This window comes from Agromyces agglutinans, assembly GCF_009647605.1.
Lineage (GTDB): Bacteria > Actinomycetota > Actinomycetes > Actinomycetales > Microbacteriaceae > Agromyces > Agromyces agglutinans.
The window spans coordinates 639,817-657,587 of sequence record NZ_WJIF01000001.1 but is presented as its reverse complement, the minus strand read 5'-3'; the positions used below and the strand labels follow the sequence as shown (position 1 = coordinate 657,587).

Here is a 17,771-nt window from a genome sequence, read left to right as displayed (position 1 = left end):
GCTGCACGCCCACCCCGGTCGACCCGCCGCCGGGCCGACCTGCATTCGCCCGGGACATCCGCTTGACTGGAGTGATGACCGACACGAGCACCGTGACCCTCACCCACGACGCGACCCGCCTCCTCGACCCGCCGAACTACGGCATGCTCGGCACGTTCCGCCCGAACGGCGAACTGCAGATCAACCCCATGTGGTTCGAGCGATTCGGCGACCAGCTGCGCTTCACGCACACGACGTACCGCGGCAAGTACCGGAATCTCCAGCAGAACCCGGCGATGACCCTGGCGGTGCTCGACCCCGAGAGCCCGTTCCACTACGTCGAGGTGCGCGGCACCCTGACCGAGGTCATCCCCGACCCCGAGGGCGAGTTCTACGTGCGCCTCGGCAAGCGCTACGGCAACGCCGACCAGGAGGCGCCCGCCGACAAGGTCGACCGCGTCGTGCTCGTCATGCGCATCGAGAAGGTCAACACGCACTGAGCGCGGCGCGCGGCGGTGGGCCGTTCGGCACTCGGCGGTATCCGTGCGGCGCGCGGCGGGGTAGTTTGGCGCCGACCCGGCCCGATGGGAGGAGTCGCCATGGCTGCTCGACCACTGCGCTGCCGCTTCGGCATGCACAAGTGGGTGCTGCGCCACGAACCCGAGACCGAGGCGTACCACGAGTGCGCCCGCTGCCTGAAGGTGCGATCGCCGTACCCCTCGCCGCTGGCGACCTACGAGTGAGCCGCGCGGCCCCCGAACGCGGCGCTGCCCAACGTTCCCGGTTCCGTGTACGTTGCAGCTGAAGAGGGGTCTCGCCAGGGGACCCGGGGTGGAACGGAGCCGCCATGGCGAGCAGGCGCAGGATTCCCTCGAAGCGCAGGGCAGGCGCGGCGCACGCGGCGCGCACGTCGGCGCTCGGCGTGCTCGCCGCCATCGCCCTCGCGGGGTGTGCGAGCCTGTTCCCGGCCTCGCCCGCGCCCGACGGGCCCGACGCGGTGCCCACCACGGCGATCGACTGCCGCACCGAGGGAACGTGGATGCTGCCTGAGGAGTCCGAGACGCCCGACCCGTCGATCCCAGAGCCGGGTCGAGTCCCAGAGGGGTTCGAGCCGGTCGCGGCGCTGCGGTGCAGCTTCGAGTCCGGCCCGTCCACCGAGGACGACGCCACCGAGGGCGGTCCCGTGATCCAGGTCGAACGCTTCGAAGGCGACCTCGCCCCCCTGCTCGCCGCGCTCGCCGAACCCGACGACGCGGTGCCCGCCGACATCGCCTGCACCGCCGACATGGAACTCGTGCCGCCCCTCTGGCTCGAGGCATCCGATGGCTCGCTGATCCCGGTGCATTACCCGCGCGACGCGTGCGGCAAGACCAAGGCCGGCGTGCACGACGCGCTCGCCGGCCTCGAGGTCGTCGCCGTCACCGACCAGCCGGCGCGCCCTTCGGGCGAGTAGCCGTCACCGCCGCCGGTGCGGCACGTACCTCGGCACCCAGCGCCACAGCATCGCGGCGCCGACGAGGCCGAGCACGCCGACGACCACGTTCGCGGCCATGATCGAGACGACCGAGGTCACCGCCGCGATCGCGAGCGGTGCGCCCGCGCCGCCGGTGTCGCCGATCGTCCGGAACGCGCCGAGGAACGGCGCCGGGTTCGCCTTCGGCGCGAGGTCGGCGCCGAGCGTCATGATGATGCCGCTCGTCACGCCGTTCGCGAGCCCGAGCACGACCGCGAGCACCGCGAACCACAGCGCCGCCTCGGGCAGGTCGTGCGTGAACGCGAGGGCGATGTGGGCGACCGACATGCCGAGCATGCCCGGGATGGCGCTCCAGAGGCGCCCGAACCGGTCCATGATCTGGCCGCTCGCGTAGAACAGGGCGAAATCGATCGCGCCCGAGACCCCGATGACGATAGCCGCCTGCTCGGCCGGCATGCCGATCGACACCGACCACAGCGGCAGCATCACGGTGCGGCTCGCGCGCAGCGCGGCAAGCAGGCCCACGCCGGTGCCGATGCGCGCCAGCACGCCGCGGTGCTCGCGGATCGCCCGGAAGACGCTCGCCGAGGGCCCGGCCGCGGGCGGCGCGGGGGTGTCGGGGTCGCGCCGGGCGGCGGAGGCATCCGTCGCCGGATCGATGGGCGGGGGAGCGGCGGATGCCTCGCGCGCGAGCCGCGCCGCGCCGAACACCCGCTCGGGGTCGGGCAGCAACAGCAGCACGCCGACGACGGCGAAGCACGCGACGACGAGGATCCAGAACACGAGCTCGCTCGAGCCCGTCCACGCGATGGTCGCCGCCGCAACGAACGGTCCGACGGCCCAGCCCGCGCGGAAGACGCCGCCGAGGGTCGACAGCGCCCGCGCGCGGGTGCGCACGGGCACGTAACTCGTGAGGAAGGCATGCCTGGCCAACCCGAACACGGCCGTCGCGAGGCCGAGCAGGAACACACCGACGCCGAGCGCCCACACCTCGGGCACGCCGAGCGCGAACAGCACGCCGATGACCGCGAGCATCGCGGCGCCGATCATCGCGGGCCGCTCGCCGATGCGTGCGACGAGCCATCCGGCCGGGAGGTCGCCCATGAGCTCGCCGACCATGAGCATCGCCGCGACGAGGCCGGCGACCGCGAGGGATGCCCCGCGCTCGGTCGCGACCAGAGGGATGACGGGCACCATCGCGCCCTCGCCGAGCGAGAAGACGAGGGTCGGCAGGTAGACCGGGAGGATGATCGAGCGCCACGAGAACGGGGACTGCTCGGTGGTGCTCATCGCGTTCGACGCTACACCGCACGACTAGGCTGGTCGGGACATGTTGGATCAAGACTTCACGCAGGCGCTCCAGGCCCTGCGCTCCACCTTCCGCGACATCCGTGCCGTCGTCGACGTCGACGCCCTCGAGGCCGATATCGCCCGGCTCTCCGAAGAGGCGGGCGCCCCCGACCTGTGGGACGACCCGGCCGCCGCGCAGAAGGTCACCAGCGCGCTCAGTCACCGCCAGGCCGAGCTCAAGCGCGTCTCCGAGGTCGAGCAGCGCATCGACGACCTCGACGTGCTCGTCGAGCTCGCCGCCGAGATGGACGACGCCGACGCCGAAGAGGAGGCCCGCCAGGAGCTGGCCGCGCTCGAGGGCGTCGTCGGCCAGCTCGAGGTGCAGACCCTGCTCGACGGCGAGTACGACCCGCGCGGTGCGGTCGTCACGATCCGCTCGGGCGCCGGCGGCGACGACGCGACCGACTTCGCCGAGATGCTCATGCGCATGTACCTGCGCTGGGCCGAGCGGCACAAGTACCCCGTCAAGGTCATGGACACCTCCTACGCCGAGGGCGCCGGCATCAAGTCGGCGACCTTCGAGGTCGACGTGCCCTACGCGTACGGCACCCTCTCGGTCGAGGCCGGCACCCACCGTCTCGCGCGCATCAGCCCGTTCGGCTCGGCCGACAAGCGACAGACGAGCTTCGCCGCGGTCGAGGTCATCCCGATCATGGAGGAGGCGGTGGAGGTCGAGATCCCCGAGGGCGACATCCGCGTCGATGTCTTCCGCTCGTCGGGCCCCGGCGGGCAGTCGGTCAACACGACCGACTCGGCCGTGCGCATCACCCACCTCCCGACCGGCCTCGTCGTCTCGATGCAGAACGAGAAGTCGCAGATCCAGAACCGCGCGGCCGCCATGCGCGTCCTGCAGACGCGACTGCTGCTACTCAAGCGCGAGGAGGAGGCCGCGAAGAAGAAGGAACTCGCGGGCACCATCACCGCGAGCTGGGGCGACCAGATGCGCTCGTACTTCCTCTACGGGCAGCAGCTCGTCAAAGATCTGCGCACCGGCTACGAGGTCGGCAACCCCGCATCCGTCTTCGACGGCGACCTCGACGGCCTCATCGCGGCCGGCATCAAGTGGCGCAAGCGGAAAGACGACGACTAGACGGACGCGGCGCCGCCACGGTCAGCGCTCCGGCGATGATCATCGCGCACGCCTGGCCGATGCCGTACCCGATCGGTTCGTCCCAGGTGCCCGCCACCTCGTTCAGGGCGGCGAACTCCGTGATCGGGTTCACCGCGAGGAGCACGACGAGCGGCACGACGAGACGGCCGCGGATGCCTCCTCCGTTCACGAGCGCGAGCAGCGCCGTCAGCAGGGCGACGAGCCAGATCCACTGCGCACCCGACGCGTTCGGCCCGCTGACGATGAGGGTGCGCGTCACAGCATCCGCTGCGCCGTAGGTCCACCAGACGAACACCGCGTTCACGAGCGTCGCGCCGCCGAGGCCGAGCAGGAGCCATCCGAGTCCGGCGACGACCGAGGGCGGGCGGCGGGAGGGCGGTGCGGCGGACGCGGCGGGCAGCGACACGGCGATCATGGGGGCAGCATGGCGCGCCGCCGTGAACGCGGCGTGAACGTCGGCGTCGAGTTCGGGATCGCGCGAGTCGCTGCTGCGCTCGCGCGAACGGATGCCTAGGCTCGAACCCGATGATCCGCTTCGACTCCGTGACCAAGACCTACCCCGGTCAATCCAAACCCGCCCTCGACGACCTCGGGGTCGAGATCCTCCGTGGCGAGTTCGTGTTCCTGGTCGGCGCGTCCGGCTCGGGCAAGTCGAGCTTCCTGCGGCTGATCCTGAAGGAGGAGAAGCCCTCGAAGGGCAGCATCCACGTGCTGGGCCAGGACCTCGGCACGATCTCGACGCGCAAGGTGCCGTACTTCCGGCGCAGCCTCGGCGTGGTGTTCCAGGACTTCCGGCTGCTGCCGAACAAGACGGTGTACGAGAACGTCGCGTTCACGCTGCGGGTCATCGGCAAGTCGCGCGGGTTCATCCAGTCCGCCGTGCCCGAGACGCTGAAGCTCGTCGGGCTCGAGGGCAAGGAGAAGCGCATGCCGCACGAGCTCTCGGGCGGTGAACAGCAGCGCGTCGCAATCGCGCGCGCGATCGTGAACAAGCCGCAGATCCTGCTCGCCGACGAGCCGACCGGCAACCTCGACCCGGTGACGAGCGCCGGCATCATGACCCTGCTCGAGCGCATCAACGCGGGCGGCACCACGATCATCATGGCCACGCACGAGGCCGGCATCGTCGACCAGATGCAGCGGCGCGTCATCGAGCTCTCGTCGGGCGCGATCGTGCGCGACCAGCGCGACGCCGGGTACGACGGGCAGACCGTGCGCGACGTCGAGTACGAGCCCGTCATCGACCCGGCGACGCCGATGCCCGACTCCGAAGCCGCGGCGGCCGCCGCCGGCGCGACGGCGACCGTCGCGACTGCGGCCTCCGGTTCGGCGGCCACCACCGCCGCCACCGCAGCGCAGACGGATGCCGCGCCCGAGCCCGCGACCATCACCGCGGCCGCACCCAAGGTCACGCCCGAGGTCATGCGCGACGCCGCGCCCCTCTACGTCGAGCCCGAGGCGACCGACGAGGTCACCGACGCCGCCGCCGAGATCACGGCCGCCGCGACCGGGCAGATCCAGGTCGACCCCGAGCAACTGAAACCCGGCGAGAAGCCCGCCGAAGCGGCATCCGAGCATCTGACGCTCGCCGAGCGGCTGGGGCTGCGCGCGCCCGGCGGGCCGCGCCGCGACGACACCGACCAGGAAGTGGGGCCGACGTCATGAGGGCCGGTCTCGTGTTCGCGGAGGCCGCGCAGGGCCTTCGCCGCAATGCCTCGATGGTCGTGTCGGTCGTGCTCGTCACGTTCATCTCGCTGACCTTCGTCGGCACGGCGGCGCTCATGCAGCTGCAGATCGCCCAGATGAAGGGCTACTGGTACGACCGCGCGCAGGTCGCCGTGTACCTGTGCACGACGGTCTCCACGGCGGCCGGATGCCTCGACGGCGAGGCGACCGAGGAGCAGAAGGCCGCGATCGAGGAGCAGCTGAACTCCGACACGCTGAAGCCGTACATCGACGAGGTCACGTTCGAGGACCACCAGCAGGCGTTCGAGAACTTCCAGGAGCAGTTCGAGGGCACCCCTGCGGCCGACTACGTCACGCCCGAGGTGCTGAACGAGACGTTCTGGGTGAACCTCGTCGATCCGTCCGAGTCGGATGTCGTCGCCGAGGCGCTCGCCGGGACGCCCGGCGTCGAGCAGGTCGTCGACCAACGCCGATACCTCGACCAGATCTTCGACGTGCTGAACGCCGCCAGCTACACCGCGATTGCGATCGCGGCCATCATGCTCGTCGCCGCGGCGCTGCTCATCGCCACCACGATCCGGCTCTCGGCGTTCTCGCGCCGGCGCGAGCTGGGCATCATGCGGCTCGTCGGCGCGTCGAACCGGTTCATCCAGACGCCGTTCGTGCTCGAGGGCGTGTTCGCGGGGCTCATCGGCTCGGTGCTCGCGGGTGCCGCGGTGCTCGCGATCGTGCAGTTCTTCGTGCAGGGCTTCCTCGTGGAGAGCCTGTCGTTCACGTTCGTCGACCTCGGTGACGCCTGGCTGGTCGTGCCCCTGCTGATCCTCGTGGGCGTCCTGCTCGCCGCGGTGTCGGCGGCGATCGCGATCCGGCGCTACCTGCGGGTGTAGTCGGGCGCCCCTCGCGGGTCGGCTAGACTGAACGGCTGCCGCGCGCCGGGCGCGTGGCATCCGTCACCGAACCGAACCCGATCAGAAGGAGCGAGCCGTGCCCAGGGAACGCGGTCAGAAGGTCGTCGCGACCAACCGCAAGGCGCGCCACGACTACCTCATCGAGGACACCTACGAAGCGGGCGTCGTGCTCACCGGCACCGAGGTGAAGTCGCTGCGCGAGGGCCGCGCGTCGCTCGTCGACGGCTACGCGTTCATCGACGGCGGCGAGATCTGGCTCGACGCGGTGCACATCCCCGAGTACACCGAGGGCACGTGGAACAACCACGCGCCGAGGCGCAAGCGCAAGCTGCTGCTGCACAAGCACGAGATCATCAAGATCAGCCACCGCACGGCGCAGGGCGGGTACACGCTGATCCCGCTCTCGATCTACTTCTCCGACGGCCGCGCGAAGATCGAGCTCGCGGTCGCGAAGGGCAAGCGCGAGTACGACAAGCGGCAGGCGCTGCGCGAGAAGCAGGACAAGCGCGAGGCCGATCGCGCGATGGCGAGCCGGCGCAACCTGGGCGACTAGCGCGAGCGGGCCCGTCGCCGGTGGTGCGGGGTAGGCTTCCCGGGGTGGAGACCTCGACGCGCATCCCTGTTCCCGGCACGTACAACTTCCGCGACGTCGGCGGCGTGCCGACCGCGATCGGCCGGGTGCGCGACGGCGTGCTGTACCGCTCCGACGGGCTGCACCGGCTCGGCGAGGCCGGCAGGGCGGAGCTCCGCGACCTCGGCGTCGGGGTCGTCATCGACCTGCGCGACGAGAACGAGGCGCGCATCATGCCCGACGACCTCGAGGGGCTCGACGTCGAGGTGCTGCGGCTGCCCGTCTTCGAGGGCTCGGGCGCCTCGCAGGGCGCGGCCGGCATCACCCTCGAAGCGCTCTACGCGCGCATCGTCACGCAGCACGCGAGCGTCGTCGTCGAGGCCGTGCGCGAGATCGCGTCGGCCGACGATCGCTCGGTCGTCGTGCACTGCACCGCGGGCAAAGACCGAACGGGCGTCGTCATCGCGCTGACCCTGCTCGCCGTCGGCGTCGACCGCGAACTCGTCATCGCGGACTACGAGCGCACCGAGGGCAACCTCGCCGGCGACTGGCTCGAGGAGATGGTGCAGCTCGCGAAGCGCTACGGGGCGCCCGACACCCCCGAGCTGCGCATGCTCATGGGCGGCAGCCCGCGCGAGGCGATCGCCTCGGCGATCGACCTCGTCGAGCGCGAGCACGGGTCGGCGCGCGAGTTCCTCCTCGCATCGGGACTCAGCCTCGACGAGCTCGCGAAGCTCGAGGCTCGGCTGGTCGACGCGGGGTGACCGCGGGGCGCCCCGCCCCGCCCCGCGCCCCGCTCAGCTCGCGGGCTCGGCCGAGAACCGGGCGTCGACGCGCGCCTCGATGACCAGGTCTGCGGGCGCGAACTCGGTCGAGGGCGCGCCGCCCGGAGCCGCCCCGAACGCCGCCGGTGCCGACAGCCGCGCCGCAGCGAAGGGCACGACCTGCGCGGCCGAGAGCATGCCGTGGTCGGCGAGTTCGACGGGGGCCGGATGCCCCGCACCGAGGGCATCGGCGTAGACCGCGGCCTTGGCCACGGCATCCTGCACGGCGCCGCGCTGCGCGCGTTCACGGACGACGGCGAGCGTGGCATCCGTCAGCCGCCAGTCGACCCCGCGGACGGCGAGGAACTCGCGCGTCGCGGCATCCGCCAGCCATTCGCCGACGCGATCGAGGTCGCGGAAGACGATCTCGACGTCGGCGCGCGCCTCGTGCACGAGGGGCATGCGGCGGCCCTCGGCGTTCCATGGCCGGTGCGACCAGACGCGCAGCTGCTCGGCCGACCACCGCTCGATCGCGCCCTCGGCCTCGAGTTCGCGCACTTCGGTCAGCAGCCGCTCGTGCGCGCCGGAGGTGGTGCGCATGACGTCGTCGCGCTCGGGCCCGGAGGCGCCGATGCCGAGGGATACGGCCGCCAGTTCGGGGGCGACGCGCTCTTCAGCGCGGCCGGTCACGGCGATCAGGGTGCTCATGGAATCCTCCTCGGTCGGGAATGGCGCGCGGTGCGAACCTGTTCTAGACTGTAAGGCCGCGCACTTCCCGAATGGGTCGTCGCGGATTGGAAATTCCACAGCGTGCGACGACGGCCCGCCATCGTCCTGTCACGACACCCATGTCGTGGCCGGGGCCTGGTGACCATGGGGATGATCGGTTTCGACATCGCCTGTGCGCCCACGAGAAGCGGGCCGAGGATGCAGGGTTATCTCGTGAACGCTCCCTGCGAAAAGATAACTGCCAATAAGAAGCAGTCCGACTTCGCTCTCGCTGCGTAAGCAGAGTCGATAGTCCGTCAGTCCGGGTTCGTTCCCGCCCCGGTCACTGGCGTCATTTAGGGAACTCGCTGTACACCGTCGCCTGAGCGGTGTGCGGGACTTCATCAGGATGGGCCCGTCGACTCGGATGCCTGTGTCAAGAGTCGGGGCCGATGAGAACGCCTCACAGGATGCGCCCGGAGAAGGCGTGGAACCTCAGCGATGGACGGGGGTTCGATTCCCCCCATCTCCACCCATGGTCGTCGTCGCACGCAGCGGAACCGCGAACGGGCGGTCGGCATCCTCGGATGCCGACCGCCCGTTTCGCGTGCGCGCCGCATGCACGCGGCGCGGCTGGGTTCAGTACTTCCCGCCCAGCGCCTTGTTCTTCAGCGCGTCGAACTCGCCGTCGGTGATGACACCCTGGTCGCGCAGCGCCTGCGCCTTCGCGATCTCATCGGCCGGGCTCGCGAACGACACCTGGCGGATGTAGTCCTTCGAGTACTCCTGGTACTCCTGCTGCTGCCGTGCCGAGCGCTCGGCCATGCCGCGACCGCGGGCGATGATGTAGATCAGGCCCGTGATGAAGGGGAAGAAGACGAGGCACACGATCCAGAGCGCCTTCAGCCAGCCGTTCAGCGTGTGGTCGCGGAACAGGTCGACGACGATCGAGATCAGCACCCACAGGTACGCGACGAACGCGAACACCATCAGGAAGAACCAGAACCAGTCCCAGATGGTCTCCCAGAATCCCATGACGTCCCCTTTCGTCCGGATGCACCGTGCCCCGGTCCTGCCGTCAAGCTAGTGCATGCGGGTGCCGCGGGCACAGCATGCCGCGCCGGATGCCTCAGGCCGCGGCCTGCGCGCGGATCAGGTCGGCGGTGCGGCGGACGGCCGGATGCGTGCGCATGGTGCGCTTGACCCGCAGCATGATGCGTCGGCGCACGTCGTCGTCGGCGATCGGCACGGCGACGACACCGTCGGGCAGGCGGAACGCCCCGAGGCGCGGCAGGACGGTCACGCCGATGCCGGCGGCGGCGTAGTCGAACGCCGTGGGGTAGTCGGGTGCCGCGACGCGGAAGTCGGGCGCGAACCCGCGCGCGGCGCACGCCGTGAGGACGATTTCGCGGCAGGGCCCGCGCGCGATGTCGTTGTCGATGAAGGCCTCGTCGCGCAGGTCGTCGAGGGTCACCGCGGCCCGGGCGGCGAGGGCGTGGCCGACGGGCACGACCGCGAGGTAGTCCTCGGTGCGCAGGTGCTCGACGTCGTAGCCCTCGGCCGCGCCGTCGGCGACCGCCGGGTCGACGTCGCCGCGCACCGATTCGGCGATGAACACGTCGAGGTCGAGGTCGACGCCCCGATCGCCGCGGAACTCGGCGAGGCTCAGTTCGATGCGCAGGTCGGGGGAGTCGGCCAGCACGCTCGCGAGGATCCCCGGCATCCACGCGCGGTTCGCCGAATGGAAGGTGCCGATGCGCAGCACGCCGCTGCGACCCGACCGCAGGTCGTCGGCCAGGTGCTCGAAGTCGGCCAGCTGGTCGAGCACCCGCGAGGCGCGATCGGCGACCGCGATGCCCGCAGCGGTGGGCAGGATGCCTCGGCCCTGGCGTTCGACGAGCACGAGGCCGGTCTCGCGCTGGAGCATGCTGACGTGCTGGCTCACCGCCGAGGGCGTGTACCCGAGCCGGGCGGCGGCTCCATTGATCGAGCCGGCCTGAACGACGGCGCGGAAAACGCGGAGACGCTGGGGATCGACCATGCCGTGATCGTACAGTGCTGCTTACGTATCCGGAAGAAGCGTTCGCTTGTGCTGAACGGACCGCTCCGGAAGGCTGGCACCATGCCTCGTGTCGACACGCCAAGCCCCGCCGCATCCGATCGCCCGACGACCGGCGCTGGTGCCGCGGGTGGTGCCGGTGCCGCGCCCGCTGCGGGCGCCGGGTCGCTCGCGCCTGCCGTACGGCCGTCGTGGCGCGTCGTCGCCGCGATGGCGACCGTGCTGGTGCTCTGGGCGTCGGCGTTCATCGCCATCCGCGGCATCGGCGATGCGCTCTCGCCGGGCGCGCTCGCGCTCGGCCGGCAGCTCGTGGGCGCCCTTGCACTCGCTGCGTTCGCACTCTGGCGCCGGCCGCCGTTCCCGCGCGGTCGCGGGCTCGTGCTCGTCGTCGCGTACGGACTGCTGTGGTTCGCCGGGTACACCCTCGTGCTCAACATCGCCGAACGCCACCTCGACGCGGGCACCACGGCGATGCTCGTGAACATCGCCCCGCTCCTGGTCGCACTCGTCGCCGGCGTCGTGCTGAAGGAGGGATTCCCGCGGCCGCTCATGATCGGTATCGGCGTGGCCTTCACGGGCGTCGTGCTCATCGCCGCCGGCGGCATCGGGCCGCACAGCGAACCCATCGGCATCCTGCTGGGGCTGCTGGCGGCGGTGCTCTACGCCTCGGGCGTGCTCGTGCAGAAGGTCGCGCTGCGCACGACCGACGCGCTCGGCGCGACCTGGGTCGGCTGCGCGGTGGGTGCGGTCGCGCTGCTGCCGTTCCTGCCGCAACTGGTCGGCGAGGTGCCGGATGCCCCCGCCGCCGCGATCTGGGGCGCCGTGTACCTCGGCCTGTTCCCATCGGCCGTCGCGTTCGTGCTCTGGGCCTACGTGCTCCAGCGCAGCACCGCGGGCGCGACGGCGTCGGCGACGCTCGCGGTGCCCGCGATCGTGGTGCTCATGTCGTGGCTCTTCCTGGGCGAGCTGCCGACGATCCTCGGCCTCGTCGGCGGGGCGCTCTGCGTCGCGGGCGTCGCGTGGAGCCGGCGGCGGCGCTGAGGCGGCGGCGCTGACGCTCAGATGCCCGAGCCGGCGAGGGTGCCGACGACCGTGTCGGTCGGGTTCCACACCGCGCACGCGACGCGGCGGTCGCCGTCGGCCCAGGACGTGGCCGACGGGTGGTACGTGGTGATCTCGAGCACCGAGTCGGCGAACTCCACGCCGATGAACGCGCCGAACCTCGCGGTGCATCCCGCGTGCGCGGCCTCATCGCCGGGGAAGGCGCCGTCGGGCAACCTGAACTCCGCGTAGACCTCGTCGTCGTGCTCGGCCTCGCACGGCACGAGGCTCTCGCGCAGGTCGGGCTCGGCCTTGCGCACGTCGAAGCAGTCGCCGACCTGCGGCGCGTACGGCTCGACGGCCGGCGGCGGCGCCATCGTCGGCGCCCCGGATGCCACCGGCGGAGCCGGCGAGCTCGGCACGGGAGCGACGCTCGACGCGCGCGGCGGCGCCGGTTCGGTGTCGGGCGCCGCCGTGCAACCCGACGCCGCGACCAGGATCGCGAGACCGGCGACGGCGAGGACGCCCCGCCTCACCCGGCCAGGGCCTCCAGCACGGTGTCGTGCAGTCGGCCGTTGGTCGCGAGCGCGCTGCCGTGGCCGGGCCCTCGCTGCCCGTCGACCGAGGTGAAGCGGCCGCCCGCCTCTTCGACGATGGGGATGAGCGCCGCCAGGTCGTAGACCTTCACGTCGAACTCGCCGGCGACGTCGATGAGCCCCTCGGCGAGCAGCATGTACGACCACACGTCGCCGTACGCCCGATCGCGCCACACGCGCTCGGACAGGGCGAGCAGGCGGTCGAGGTAGCCGGCGTCGCGCCACTGCGCGAGGCTCTGGAAGCTCAGCGACGCATCGGCGAGGTCGGCCACCGCCGACACGCGGATGCCTCGAGGCTCGGCGCCCGGGGCATCCGTCGTCCACGCGCCCCCGGCGCGCGAGGCCCACCAGCGGCGACCCATGGCGGGGGAGGAGGCGACGCCGAGCACCGGCTCGCCGTCGATCGCGAGCGAGATGAGCGTGCCCCAGACGGGCACGCCGCGGAGGAAGTTCGCCGTTCCGTCGATCGGGTCGATGATCCACTGTCGGCGCCCTGAGCCCTCGGTGCCGAACTCCTCGCCCAGCACGCCGTCGTCTGGTCGCGCCGCCGCGAGGCCCTCGCGGATGGCGCGCTCGACGGCCAGGTCTGCCTCGGTCACGGGTGTGCGGTCGGGCTTCGTCGACACCTCGAGGTCGACCGCCCGGAACCGCCCGAGGGAGATCGCGTCGGCGCGATCGGCCAGGTCGAGGGCGAGCGCGAGGTCGGCGGCGAGTGCGTCGGCGGGAGTGGCATCCGTGGTCACCGGTTCAGGCTATCCCGTGCCGATCGACGCGTTCGGCACGATGGGGCGCGCTCGATTGGCGCTACCCGCCTCGGCTCTGATAACGTGGTCCCTCGGTTCGGGGTTGACGAAATCACCCGGAATCACGCACCTCTAGCTCAATCGGCAGAGCAACTGACTCTTAATCAGTGGGTTCAGGGTTCAAGTCCCTGGGGGTGCACGGTGAAGCCCCGGAACCTCTCGCCAGGTTCCGGGGCTTCTTCATTGCTCCGGGCGACCCAGGTTCAGTGCCTATAAGCCGGTTCAGTCGTCGAACCCGCGCGCGATGAGCGCCTCGCCGAGGTGCTCCGAGGTGCGGAGCGCGCGCACGATCACCGGCACGGCGAGCGCGAGCACCGACCCCTCGGCGCCGCGCGCCTTGCGCGCCTCCATGACCTCGCGGACGAGTTCGGCGAGCAGGGGCACGCAGCGGATGGTGAGCGCCAGGGCGAGGCCGACGCGGTCGGGGTCGATCCACCGGCGGAACGGGCGCAGCAGCGCCTGCATCGCGTCGAGTGTCGCGCTCACCGGGGTCGTCAGCGAGTAGAGGCCGGCGAGCGCGACGGCGATGACGAGACGCAGCGCCATCACCGCGGCCGCCTCCCAGCCGCCGAAGATCACCTGCACGGGCACGGCGAAGGCGAGCACCCAGAGGATGGGCGCGACCTGGCGCAGCGCGATCCGCACCGGCACGCGCGAGAGCACGAACAGCACGACGACGACGACGGATGCCACGCCCAGCCACGCGAGCGAGCCGATGAGCGCGACCGCCGTGACGAGGGCCGCGAGCACACCGAGCTTCGCCAGCGCCGGCGCGCGGTGCACGAGCGAGGTGCCGGGGTGGTAGACGCCGATCATGCGCGGCCCGTCATGCGATCAGCGCCGTCATGCGATCAGCGCCCGGTACGCGTCCAAGGCGGCGGTCGGCACGTCGTCGACGACGACCCGGCCCTCGTCCATCACGATCACGCGGTCGAAATCCTCGAGCAGTTCGAGCTGGTGGCTGACGACGATGAGTTGCTGGTCGAGCGTCGCGAAGTGCTCGGCGACGCGTCGCGCGTTGCGCGCGTCGAGCAGGGTCGTCGGCTCGTCGGCCACGACGATCGCCGGCTCGGCCACGAGCACCGACGCGAGCGCGAGCAGCTGCTTCTGCCCTCCCGAGAGCCGGTGGGCCGGTCGGTCGGCCAGCGCGGTGAGCCCGACGCGTTCGAGTGCGGCGTCGACGCGGGCCTCGGCGTCGGCCCGGTCGAGCCGATGGCGGCGGAGCGTGAACGCGACGTCCTCGCGCACCGTCGGCATGACGATCTGGTTGTCGGCGTTGGTGAAGACGAAGCCGACCCGACGGCGCACGTCGCGACCGTTGCGGGCCACGTCGAGCCCGTCGACCCGCACGCGGCCCGCGGTCGGCGTGACGAGGCCGTTGATCATGCGCGCGAGCGTCGATTTGCCCGACCCATTGGCGCCGACGATGCCGACCCGGCGCTCGCGCAGCACGAGCGAGACGTCGTCGACCACGAGCACCTGGTCGAACCGGTGGCTCACGCCCTCGAACACGATCTCGCTCATGACATCCGCTCCACGATCATCGCCACTCCCTGTCCGCCGCCGATCGAGCATGCCGCGAGCCCGGGGCGAGCGTCATCGGAGGCCGCCATGCGCGCCGCGAGCCGCACGAGCAGCACGGCGCCCGAGGCGCCCCACGGATGCCCCAGCGCGATCGCGCCGCCGTCGGCGCTGATCAGCTGCTCGTCGAGCCCGAGCTCGTCGCCGACGGCGAGCACCTGCGCGGCGAACGCCTCCGTGATCTCGACGAAGCCGAGGTCGGCGGCGGTGAGACGTGCCCGCTGCAGGGCGGCCCGCGCGGCGGGCGCCGCGCCGAGGCCGGGCAGCGCCGGGTCGCCCGCGGCGACCGCGACAGCGCGCACGTGCAGCGCGGGCAGGCCGAGTTCGCGAGCCACCTGCTCGGTCGTGACGGCCATCGCCGCTGCGCCGTCGGAGAATCCGCACGAGTTGCCGGCGGTCACGGTGCCGGCCGTCGCCGTGCCAGTCACGCGGGCGGCATCGGATGCCTCGAACGCGGGCGCGAAGCGAGCGAGCCGGTCGGTCGTGAAGCTCGCCCTGGGGCGGTCGTCGCGCACGATGCCGTCGACTTCGACGATCTCGGCGTCGAAGGTGCCGGCGTCGCGCGCCCGCGCTGCGAGCGCGTGCGACCGGGCGGCCCAAGCATCCTGCCGCGCGCGGGGGATGCCGCGCAGCGCGGCGAGCCGATCGGCGGCGGGCCCCATGTCGGGGTCGGGGAACCCGACGGGCGCGAACGGCGCGCGCGCGTAGCGTTCGCCCGAGCCGGGCCACGAGCGGTGCGGCGCGGTCGACGCCGATTCGGCTCCGCCGGCCAGCACGAGGGTCGCGTCGCCGGCCTTGACGCGCGAGGCGGCGAGCATCACGGCGTCGAGCCCGGAGCCGCACTGCCGATCGACGGTGACGCCCGGAACCTCGGCGCCGAGCCCGGCGCGCAGCGCCGCGACCCGCGCGACGTCGCCACCGGGACCCATGCAGTTGCCCAGCACGACGTCGTCGACGGGGAGGCCTGCGGGCGCGACGGCGCGAGCGACCTCGGCGAGCACGGCCGCCGCGAGGGCGTCGACCGTGTGCTCGGCGAACCCGCGACCGGCGGTGCCGATGGCGGTCCGCCTGGCTGACACGAGCACGGGTGCGTCGCCGCCGCGCGGCGCTCCGCGGCCGGTCATCGGACCGCGCCGTTCCGGGCCGCCCCGGTCGACTCGGTCGGCTCGCCGAGTGAGCCGTTCGCCAGCGCGTCGCGGAGCGCACCGCGGGCGACCTTGCCCGACGACGTACGGGGCAGGGTCGCGGCGATCCAGCGCCGGGGGAGCTCGGCGGTCGCGAGCAGCGGTCGGGCGAGCGACGCGATGCGGTCGATCGAGCCGCCGGCGGTCAGCTCGACGACGGCGACGACGCGCTCGCCGAGCAGCTCGTGCGGCTGGCCGAGGACGGCGACCGCCTCGACCCCCGGGAGCGCCAGGAGACGCGCCTCCACCGCCTCGGCGACCACGGTCGCACCCGCGGTCGTGATGGCGGCATCGCCGCGGCCGAGCACGCGGTAGGTGGCATCCGTTCGCTCGGCGAGGTCGCCGACCGTCGCGAATCCGGCCGCGTCGCGGCGGAGCATCCCGCCGCTGCCGACGACGTCGAGCGCGAGGTACGGCGATCGGGCCCACAACTCGGCCGGGACACCGAGCCCGGCCGGAGTGCCAGCCGGCCGCAGCTCGACCTCGACGCCCGGGAAGGGGGCCATCGCACCAGCCGGGCCCGCGAGCACGAACGAGAGTTCCGCGGCGCCGTAGTACTCCACGAGCCGGATGCCCCGCGCCGCGGCTCGCTCGCGCACCGCGTCGGGCAGGGCGGCCCCGGCGACGATCACGGTCGACGGCGTGGCCCCGGCGTTGAGCAGCCGCGCCAGGCGCGTCGGCGTGACCTGCGCCGCGGTCGCGCCGGCGAGGGTGTCGCCGATCGTGGCACCGAGCCACAACGCGTGCAGCGCGGCGTAGAGGTGCATCGAGACGTGCAGCGGCCCGGTGAGCGCGAACCGGTCATCCGACCCGAGACCCGCGATCTCGGCGAGCGGTGCCGCCGAGGCGAGCCACGAGGCATCGGTGCGCGCGACGAGGCGCCCGGTGGCGCCCGCCGACGACGAACCCGACGTCGCCAGCGCGAGCGCGGTCCCTAGCGGAAGCTCGCTCGCGACGCGGTCGGCGGCGGCCTGATCGGCTCCCACGATCACCGGACGTCCCCGGTCGAGCGCGGCGAGCACGGTCGTCAGGGTGGCGGCGTGGTCGATGCCGGCGGGGCATCCGACCGCGCCGTCGCCGTCGGGAAGGCGTGCGGCGCCCACCGCCCGGCGCAGGTCGACGTACCGCGTGACGTCGCCCTCGAACGAGAGGGCGACGTCACGCGGCGAGCCGTTGATCCAGTCGCTCATGCGCCGGACGCGACCTCCGCCGTCCGGCTCCACGGCCACGGCCGCGGGGTGATGAGACCGGGCCACGCCCGGTGCACGCCCTTCGCGACGAGCACCGTGAGGACGACCTTCGCCAGGTCGCCGGGGAGGAAGATGAGCGAACCGGCGGCCGCTGCGCCGATCGGGAGGTCGGTCGTCCACGCGACGACCGGCACGCCCGCGAGGTAGATCGCGACGATGCCGCCGAGTGCGGTCCACAGCAGGGCCGGCAGCAGCCGGTAGCGCGGGAGCAGGCGTGCGGTCGCCCACCCGATGACGACGACGCCCAGCAGCCACCCGACGAGGTATCCCGCGGTCGGGCTGAGGAACACGCCGAGCCCGCCGCGGCCACCCGATAGGAGGGGGAGGCCGGCGGCGACGAGCGCGATGAGCAGGAGCACCGACAGGAATCCCTTGCGGGCGCCGAGGATCGCGCCCGCGAGCATGACGCCGAGGGTCTGGAACGTGATCGGCACGGCGCCGCCGCCGAGGTAGAGCGACCCGGGCAGGCCGAGCGCGGCGATGAGGGCCGCGAAGACGGCGATCTGCGCGAGGTCGGTCGCCGTCCCGCGACGCCGGCGCGGCGCGCGGTCGGGAGCAGTCGAGTCAGGCGCGGTGCCGGTCGAGTCAGGCGCGGTGCCGGTCGAGTCGGTGCCGGTCGCGTCGGCGCCCGTGCCGGTCGAGTCGGTGCCGGTCGTCGAGGCGGGCGCGGAATCGGTCGTCATGGTTCCCCTGGTTCGTCGGCGTG

The 17,771-nt window shown here is 72.5% G+C and carries 21 protein-coding genes, 1 tRNA gene and 1 other RNA gene; 11 read left to right on the top strand and 12 right to left on the bottom strand.

Features of this window, described 5'->3' with window-relative positions:
- Positions 1–74 precede the first annotated feature (74 nt).
- The 3 genes from GE115_RS03095 (at position 75) to GE115_RS03085 (ending at position 1,432) form a co-directional block, all read left to right on the top strand.
- Positions 75–479, top strand: coding sequence for a PPOX class F420-dependent oxidoreductase (locus GE115_RS03095; RefSeq protein WP_153683268.1), 405 nt, complete (start codon positions 75–77; stop codon positions 477–479).
- Between the two features lie 99 nt (positions 480–578).
- Complete coding sequence (locus GE115_RS03090; protein ID WP_153683267.1) at positions 579–722, top strand: hypothetical protein; 144 nt, start codon at positions 579–581, stop codon at positions 720–722.
- Between the two features lie 104 nt (positions 723–826).
- The gene (locus GE115_RS03085) at positions 827–1,432 is read left to right on the top strand and encodes a hypothetical protein (protein ID WP_153683266.1); all 606 of its coding nucleotides are present in this window, start codon (positions 827–829) and stop codon (positions 1,430–1,432) included.
- 3 nt (positions 1,433–1,435) lie between these two features.
- Here the strand turns inward: GE115_RS03085 and GE115_RS03080 are convergent, their stop codons facing one another.
- A complete protein-coding gene (locus GE115_RS03080; RefSeq protein ID WP_153683265.1) occupies positions 1,436–2,743 on the bottom strand; it encodes an MFS transporter in 1,308 nt (435 codons plus the stop codon).
- A gap of 40 nt (positions 2,744–2,783) precedes the next feature.
- Between GE115_RS03080 and prfB the strand changes: the two genes are divergently transcribed.
- Entirely contained in the window at positions 2,784–3,893 is a 1,110-nt protein-coding gene (gene prfB / locus GE115_RS03075) for a peptide chain release factor 2 (protein WP_153683264.1), read from the top strand.
- On the opposite strand, the gene GE115_RS03070 is transcribed toward prfB, so the two are convergent.
- Complete coding sequence (locus GE115_RS03070; protein ID WP_153683263.1) at positions 3,862–4,329, bottom strand: hypothetical protein; 468 nt, start codon at positions 4,327–4,329, stop codon at positions 3,862–3,864. The genes prfB and GE115_RS03070 overlap by 32 nt on opposite strands.
- Positions 4,330–4,439: 110 nt before the next feature.
- Here GE115_RS03070 and ftsE point away from each other — a divergent pair, with 110 nt between their 5' ends.
- The 4 genes from ftsE to GE115_RS03050 all read left to right on the top strand — a co-directional run bounded on the left by ftsE (position 4,440) and on the right by GE115_RS03050 (position 7,843).
- A complete protein-coding gene (gene ftsE, locus GE115_RS03065) occupies positions 4,440–5,579 on the top strand; it encodes a cell division ATP-binding protein FtsE (RefSeq protein WP_153683262.1) in 1,140 nt (379 codons plus the stop codon).
- Positions 5,576–6,487: a permease-like cell division protein FtsX gene (gene ftsX, locus GE115_RS03060; protein WP_153683261.1), complete on the top strand. Its 912-nt coding sequence runs from the start codon at positions 5,576–5,578 to the stop codon at positions 6,485–6,487. The genes ftsE and ftsX overlap by 4 nt, the downstream gene beginning before the upstream one ends.
- 97 nt (positions 6,488–6,584) lie before the next feature.
- Positions 6,585–7,061: an SsrA-binding protein SmpB gene (gene smpB / locus GE115_RS03055; protein ID WP_312854846.1), complete on the top strand. Its 477-nt coding sequence runs from the start codon at positions 6,585–6,587 to the stop codon at positions 7,059–7,061.
- Positions 7,062–7,105: 44 nt separating this feature from the next.
- A complete protein-coding gene (locus tag GE115_RS03050; protein WP_312854845.1) occupies positions 7,106–7,843 on the top strand; it encodes a tyrosine-protein phosphatase in 738 nt (245 codons plus the stop codon).
- Positions 7,844–7,876: 33 nt separating this feature from the next.
- On the opposite strand, the gene GE115_RS03045 is transcribed toward GE115_RS03050, so the two are convergent.
- Positions 7,877–8,551, bottom strand: a complete 675-nt coding sequence (locus GE115_RS03045; protein ID WP_153683260.1) for an SIMPL domain-containing protein — start codon at positions 8,549–8,551, stop codon at positions 7,877–7,879.
- A 167-nt stretch (positions 8,552–8,718) separates the two neighbouring features.
- On the opposite strand from GE115_RS03045, the gene ssrA reads away from it, so the two are divergent.
- Positions 8,719–9,086: a transfer-messenger RNA gene (gene ssrA, locus GE115_RS03040) on the top strand.
- Between the two features lie 104 nt (positions 9,087–9,190).
- On the opposite strand, the gene GE115_RS03035 is transcribed toward ssrA, so the two are convergent.
- Positions 9,191–9,586 carry a PLDc N-terminal domain-containing protein gene (locus tag GE115_RS03035; RefSeq protein WP_153683259.1) on the bottom strand — a complete coding sequence of 132 codons (396 nt, stop codon included), beginning with the start codon at positions 9,584–9,586 and terminating at the stop codon, positions 9,191–9,193.
- Positions 9,587–9,680: 94 nt separating this feature from the next.
- Complete coding sequence (locus GE115_RS03030) at positions 9,681–10,592, bottom strand: LysR family transcriptional regulator (RefSeq protein ID WP_153683258.1); 912 nt, start codon at positions 10,590–10,592, stop codon at positions 9,681–9,683.
- An 81-nt stretch (positions 10,593–10,673) separates the two neighbouring features.
- Between GE115_RS03030 and GE115_RS03025 the strand changes: the two genes are divergently transcribed.
- Positions 10,674–11,651: a DMT family transporter gene (locus GE115_RS03025; protein WP_216648734.1), complete on the top strand. Its 978-nt coding sequence runs from the start codon at positions 10,674–10,676 to the stop codon at positions 11,649–11,651.
- Between the two features lie 17 nt (positions 11,652–11,668).
- Here GE115_RS03025 and GE115_RS03020 read toward each other — a convergent pair whose 3' ends face one another.
- Together GE115_RS03020 and hisN are read right to left on the bottom strand one after the other, a co-directional pair.
- A complete protein-coding gene (locus GE115_RS03020) occupies positions 11,669–12,187 on the bottom strand; it encodes a septum formation family protein (protein ID WP_153683257.1) in 519 nt (172 codons plus the stop codon).
- A complete protein-coding gene (gene hisN / locus GE115_RS03015) occupies positions 12,184–12,990 on the bottom strand; it encodes a histidinol-phosphatase (protein ID WP_312854844.1) in 807 nt (268 codons plus the stop codon). Before hisN ends, GE115_RS03020 begins: the two co-directional genes overlap by 4 nt.
- Positions 12,991–13,116: 126 nt before the next feature.
- On the opposite strand from hisN, the gene GE115_RS03010 reads away from it, so the two are divergent.
- Positions 13,117–13,189, top strand: a tRNA-Lys gene (locus GE115_RS03010).
- Positions 13,190–13,272: 83 nt separating this feature from the next.
- Here the strand turns inward: GE115_RS03010 and GE115_RS03005 are convergent.
- From GE115_RS03005 to GE115_RS02985, 5 genes are read right to left on the bottom strand one after another with little or no spacing between them, the layout of a single operon-like run.
- Positions 13,273–13,866 (bottom strand): energy-coupling factor transporter transmembrane component T family protein, encoded by a 594-nt coding sequence (locus GE115_RS03005; protein ID WP_153683256.1) that lies wholly within the window; start codon positions 13,864–13,866, stop codon positions 13,273–13,275.
- 27 nt (positions 13,867–13,893) lie between these two features.
- Positions 13,894–14,574 (bottom strand): energy-coupling factor ABC transporter ATP-binding protein, encoded by a 681-nt coding sequence (locus tag GE115_RS03000; RefSeq protein WP_153683255.1) that lies wholly within the window; start codon positions 14,572–14,574, stop codon positions 13,894–13,896.
- Complete coding sequence (locus tag GE115_RS02995) at positions 14,571–15,755, bottom strand: thiolase family protein (RefSeq protein ID WP_153683254.1); 1,185 nt, start codon at positions 15,753–15,755, stop codon at positions 14,571–14,573. Before GE115_RS02995 ends, GE115_RS03000 begins: the two co-directional genes overlap by 4 nt.
- Complete coding sequence (locus GE115_RS02990) at positions 15,752–17,005, bottom strand: AMP-binding enzyme (protein WP_153683253.1); 1,254 nt, start codon at positions 17,003–17,005, stop codon at positions 15,752–15,754. The genes GE115_RS02995 and GE115_RS02990 overlap by 4 nt, the downstream gene beginning before the upstream one ends.
- Positions 17,002–17,748, bottom strand: a complete 747-nt coding sequence (locus GE115_RS02985) for a biotin transporter BioY (RefSeq protein ID WP_153683252.1) — start codon at positions 17,746–17,748, stop codon at positions 17,002–17,004. The genes GE115_RS02990 and GE115_RS02985 overlap by 4 nt, the downstream gene beginning before the upstream one ends.
- Between the last annotated feature and the right edge of the window lie 23 nt (positions 17,749–17,771).

Coding starts and splice junctions, on each gene's coding strand:
- ftsE (WP_153683262.1), top strand. CDS start 4,440: ATGATCCGCTTCGACTCCGTGACCAAGACCTACCCCGGTCAATCCAAA.
- GE115_RS03030 (WP_153683258.1), bottom strand. CDS start 10,592: ATGGTCGATCCCCAGCGTCTCCGCGTTTTCCGCGCCGTCGTTCAGGCC.
- GE115_RS02985 (WP_153683252.1), bottom strand. CDS start 17,748: ATGACGACCGATTCCGCGCCCGCCTCGACGACCGGCACCGACTCGACC.
- GE115_RS03025 (WP_216648734.1), top strand. CDS start 10,674: ATGCCTCGTGTCGACACGCCAAGCCCCGCCGCATCCGATCGCCCGACG.
- GE115_RS02990 (WP_153683253.1), bottom strand. CDS start 17,005: ATGAGCGACTGGATCAACGGCTCGCCGCGTGACGTCGCCCTCTCGTTC.
- GE115_RS03080 (WP_153683265.1), bottom strand. CDS start 2,743: ATGAGCACCACCGAGCAGTCCCCGTTCTCGTGGCGCTCGATCATCCTC.
- prfB (WP_153683264.1), top strand. CDS start 2,784: ATGTTGGATCAAGACTTCACGCAGGCGCTCCAGGCCCTGCGCTCCACC.
- GE115_RS03045 (WP_153683260.1), bottom strand. CDS start 8,551: ATGAGCACCCTGATCGCCGTGACCGGCCGCGCTGAAGAGCGCGTCGCC.
- GE115_RS03095 (WP_153683268.1), top strand. CDS start 75: ATGACCGACACGAGCACCGTGACCCTCACCCACGACGCGACCCGCCTC.
- GE115_RS03090 (WP_153683267.1), top strand. CDS start 579: ATGGCTGCTCGACCACTGCGCTGCCGCTTCGGCATGCACAAGTGGGTG.
- ftsX (WP_153683261.1), top strand. CDS start 5,576: ATGAGGGCCGGTCTCGTGTTCGCGGAGGCCGCGCAGGGCCTTCGCCGC.
- GE115_RS03070 (WP_153683263.1), bottom strand. CDS start 4,329: ATGATCGCCGTGTCGCTGCCCGCCGCGTCCGCCGCACCGCCCTCCCGC.
- GE115_RS02995 (WP_153683254.1), bottom strand. CDS start 15,755: ATGACCGGCCGCGGAGCGCCGCGCGGCGGCGACGCACCCGTGCTCGTG.
- GE115_RS03005 (WP_153683256.1), bottom strand. CDS start 13,866: ATGATCGGCGTCTACCACCCCGGCACCTCGCTCGTGCACCGCGCGCCG.
- GE115_RS03035 (WP_153683259.1), bottom strand. CDS start 9,586: ATGGGATTCTGGGAGACCATCTGGGACTGGTTCTGGTTCTTCCTGATG.
- GE115_RS03000 (WP_153683255.1), bottom strand. CDS start 14,574: ATGAGCGAGATCGTGTTCGAGGGCGTGAGCCACCGGTTCGACCAGGTG.
- GE115_RS03085 (WP_153683266.1), top strand. CDS start 827: ATGGCGAGCAGGCGCAGGATTCCCTCGAAGCGCAGGGCAGGCGCGGCG.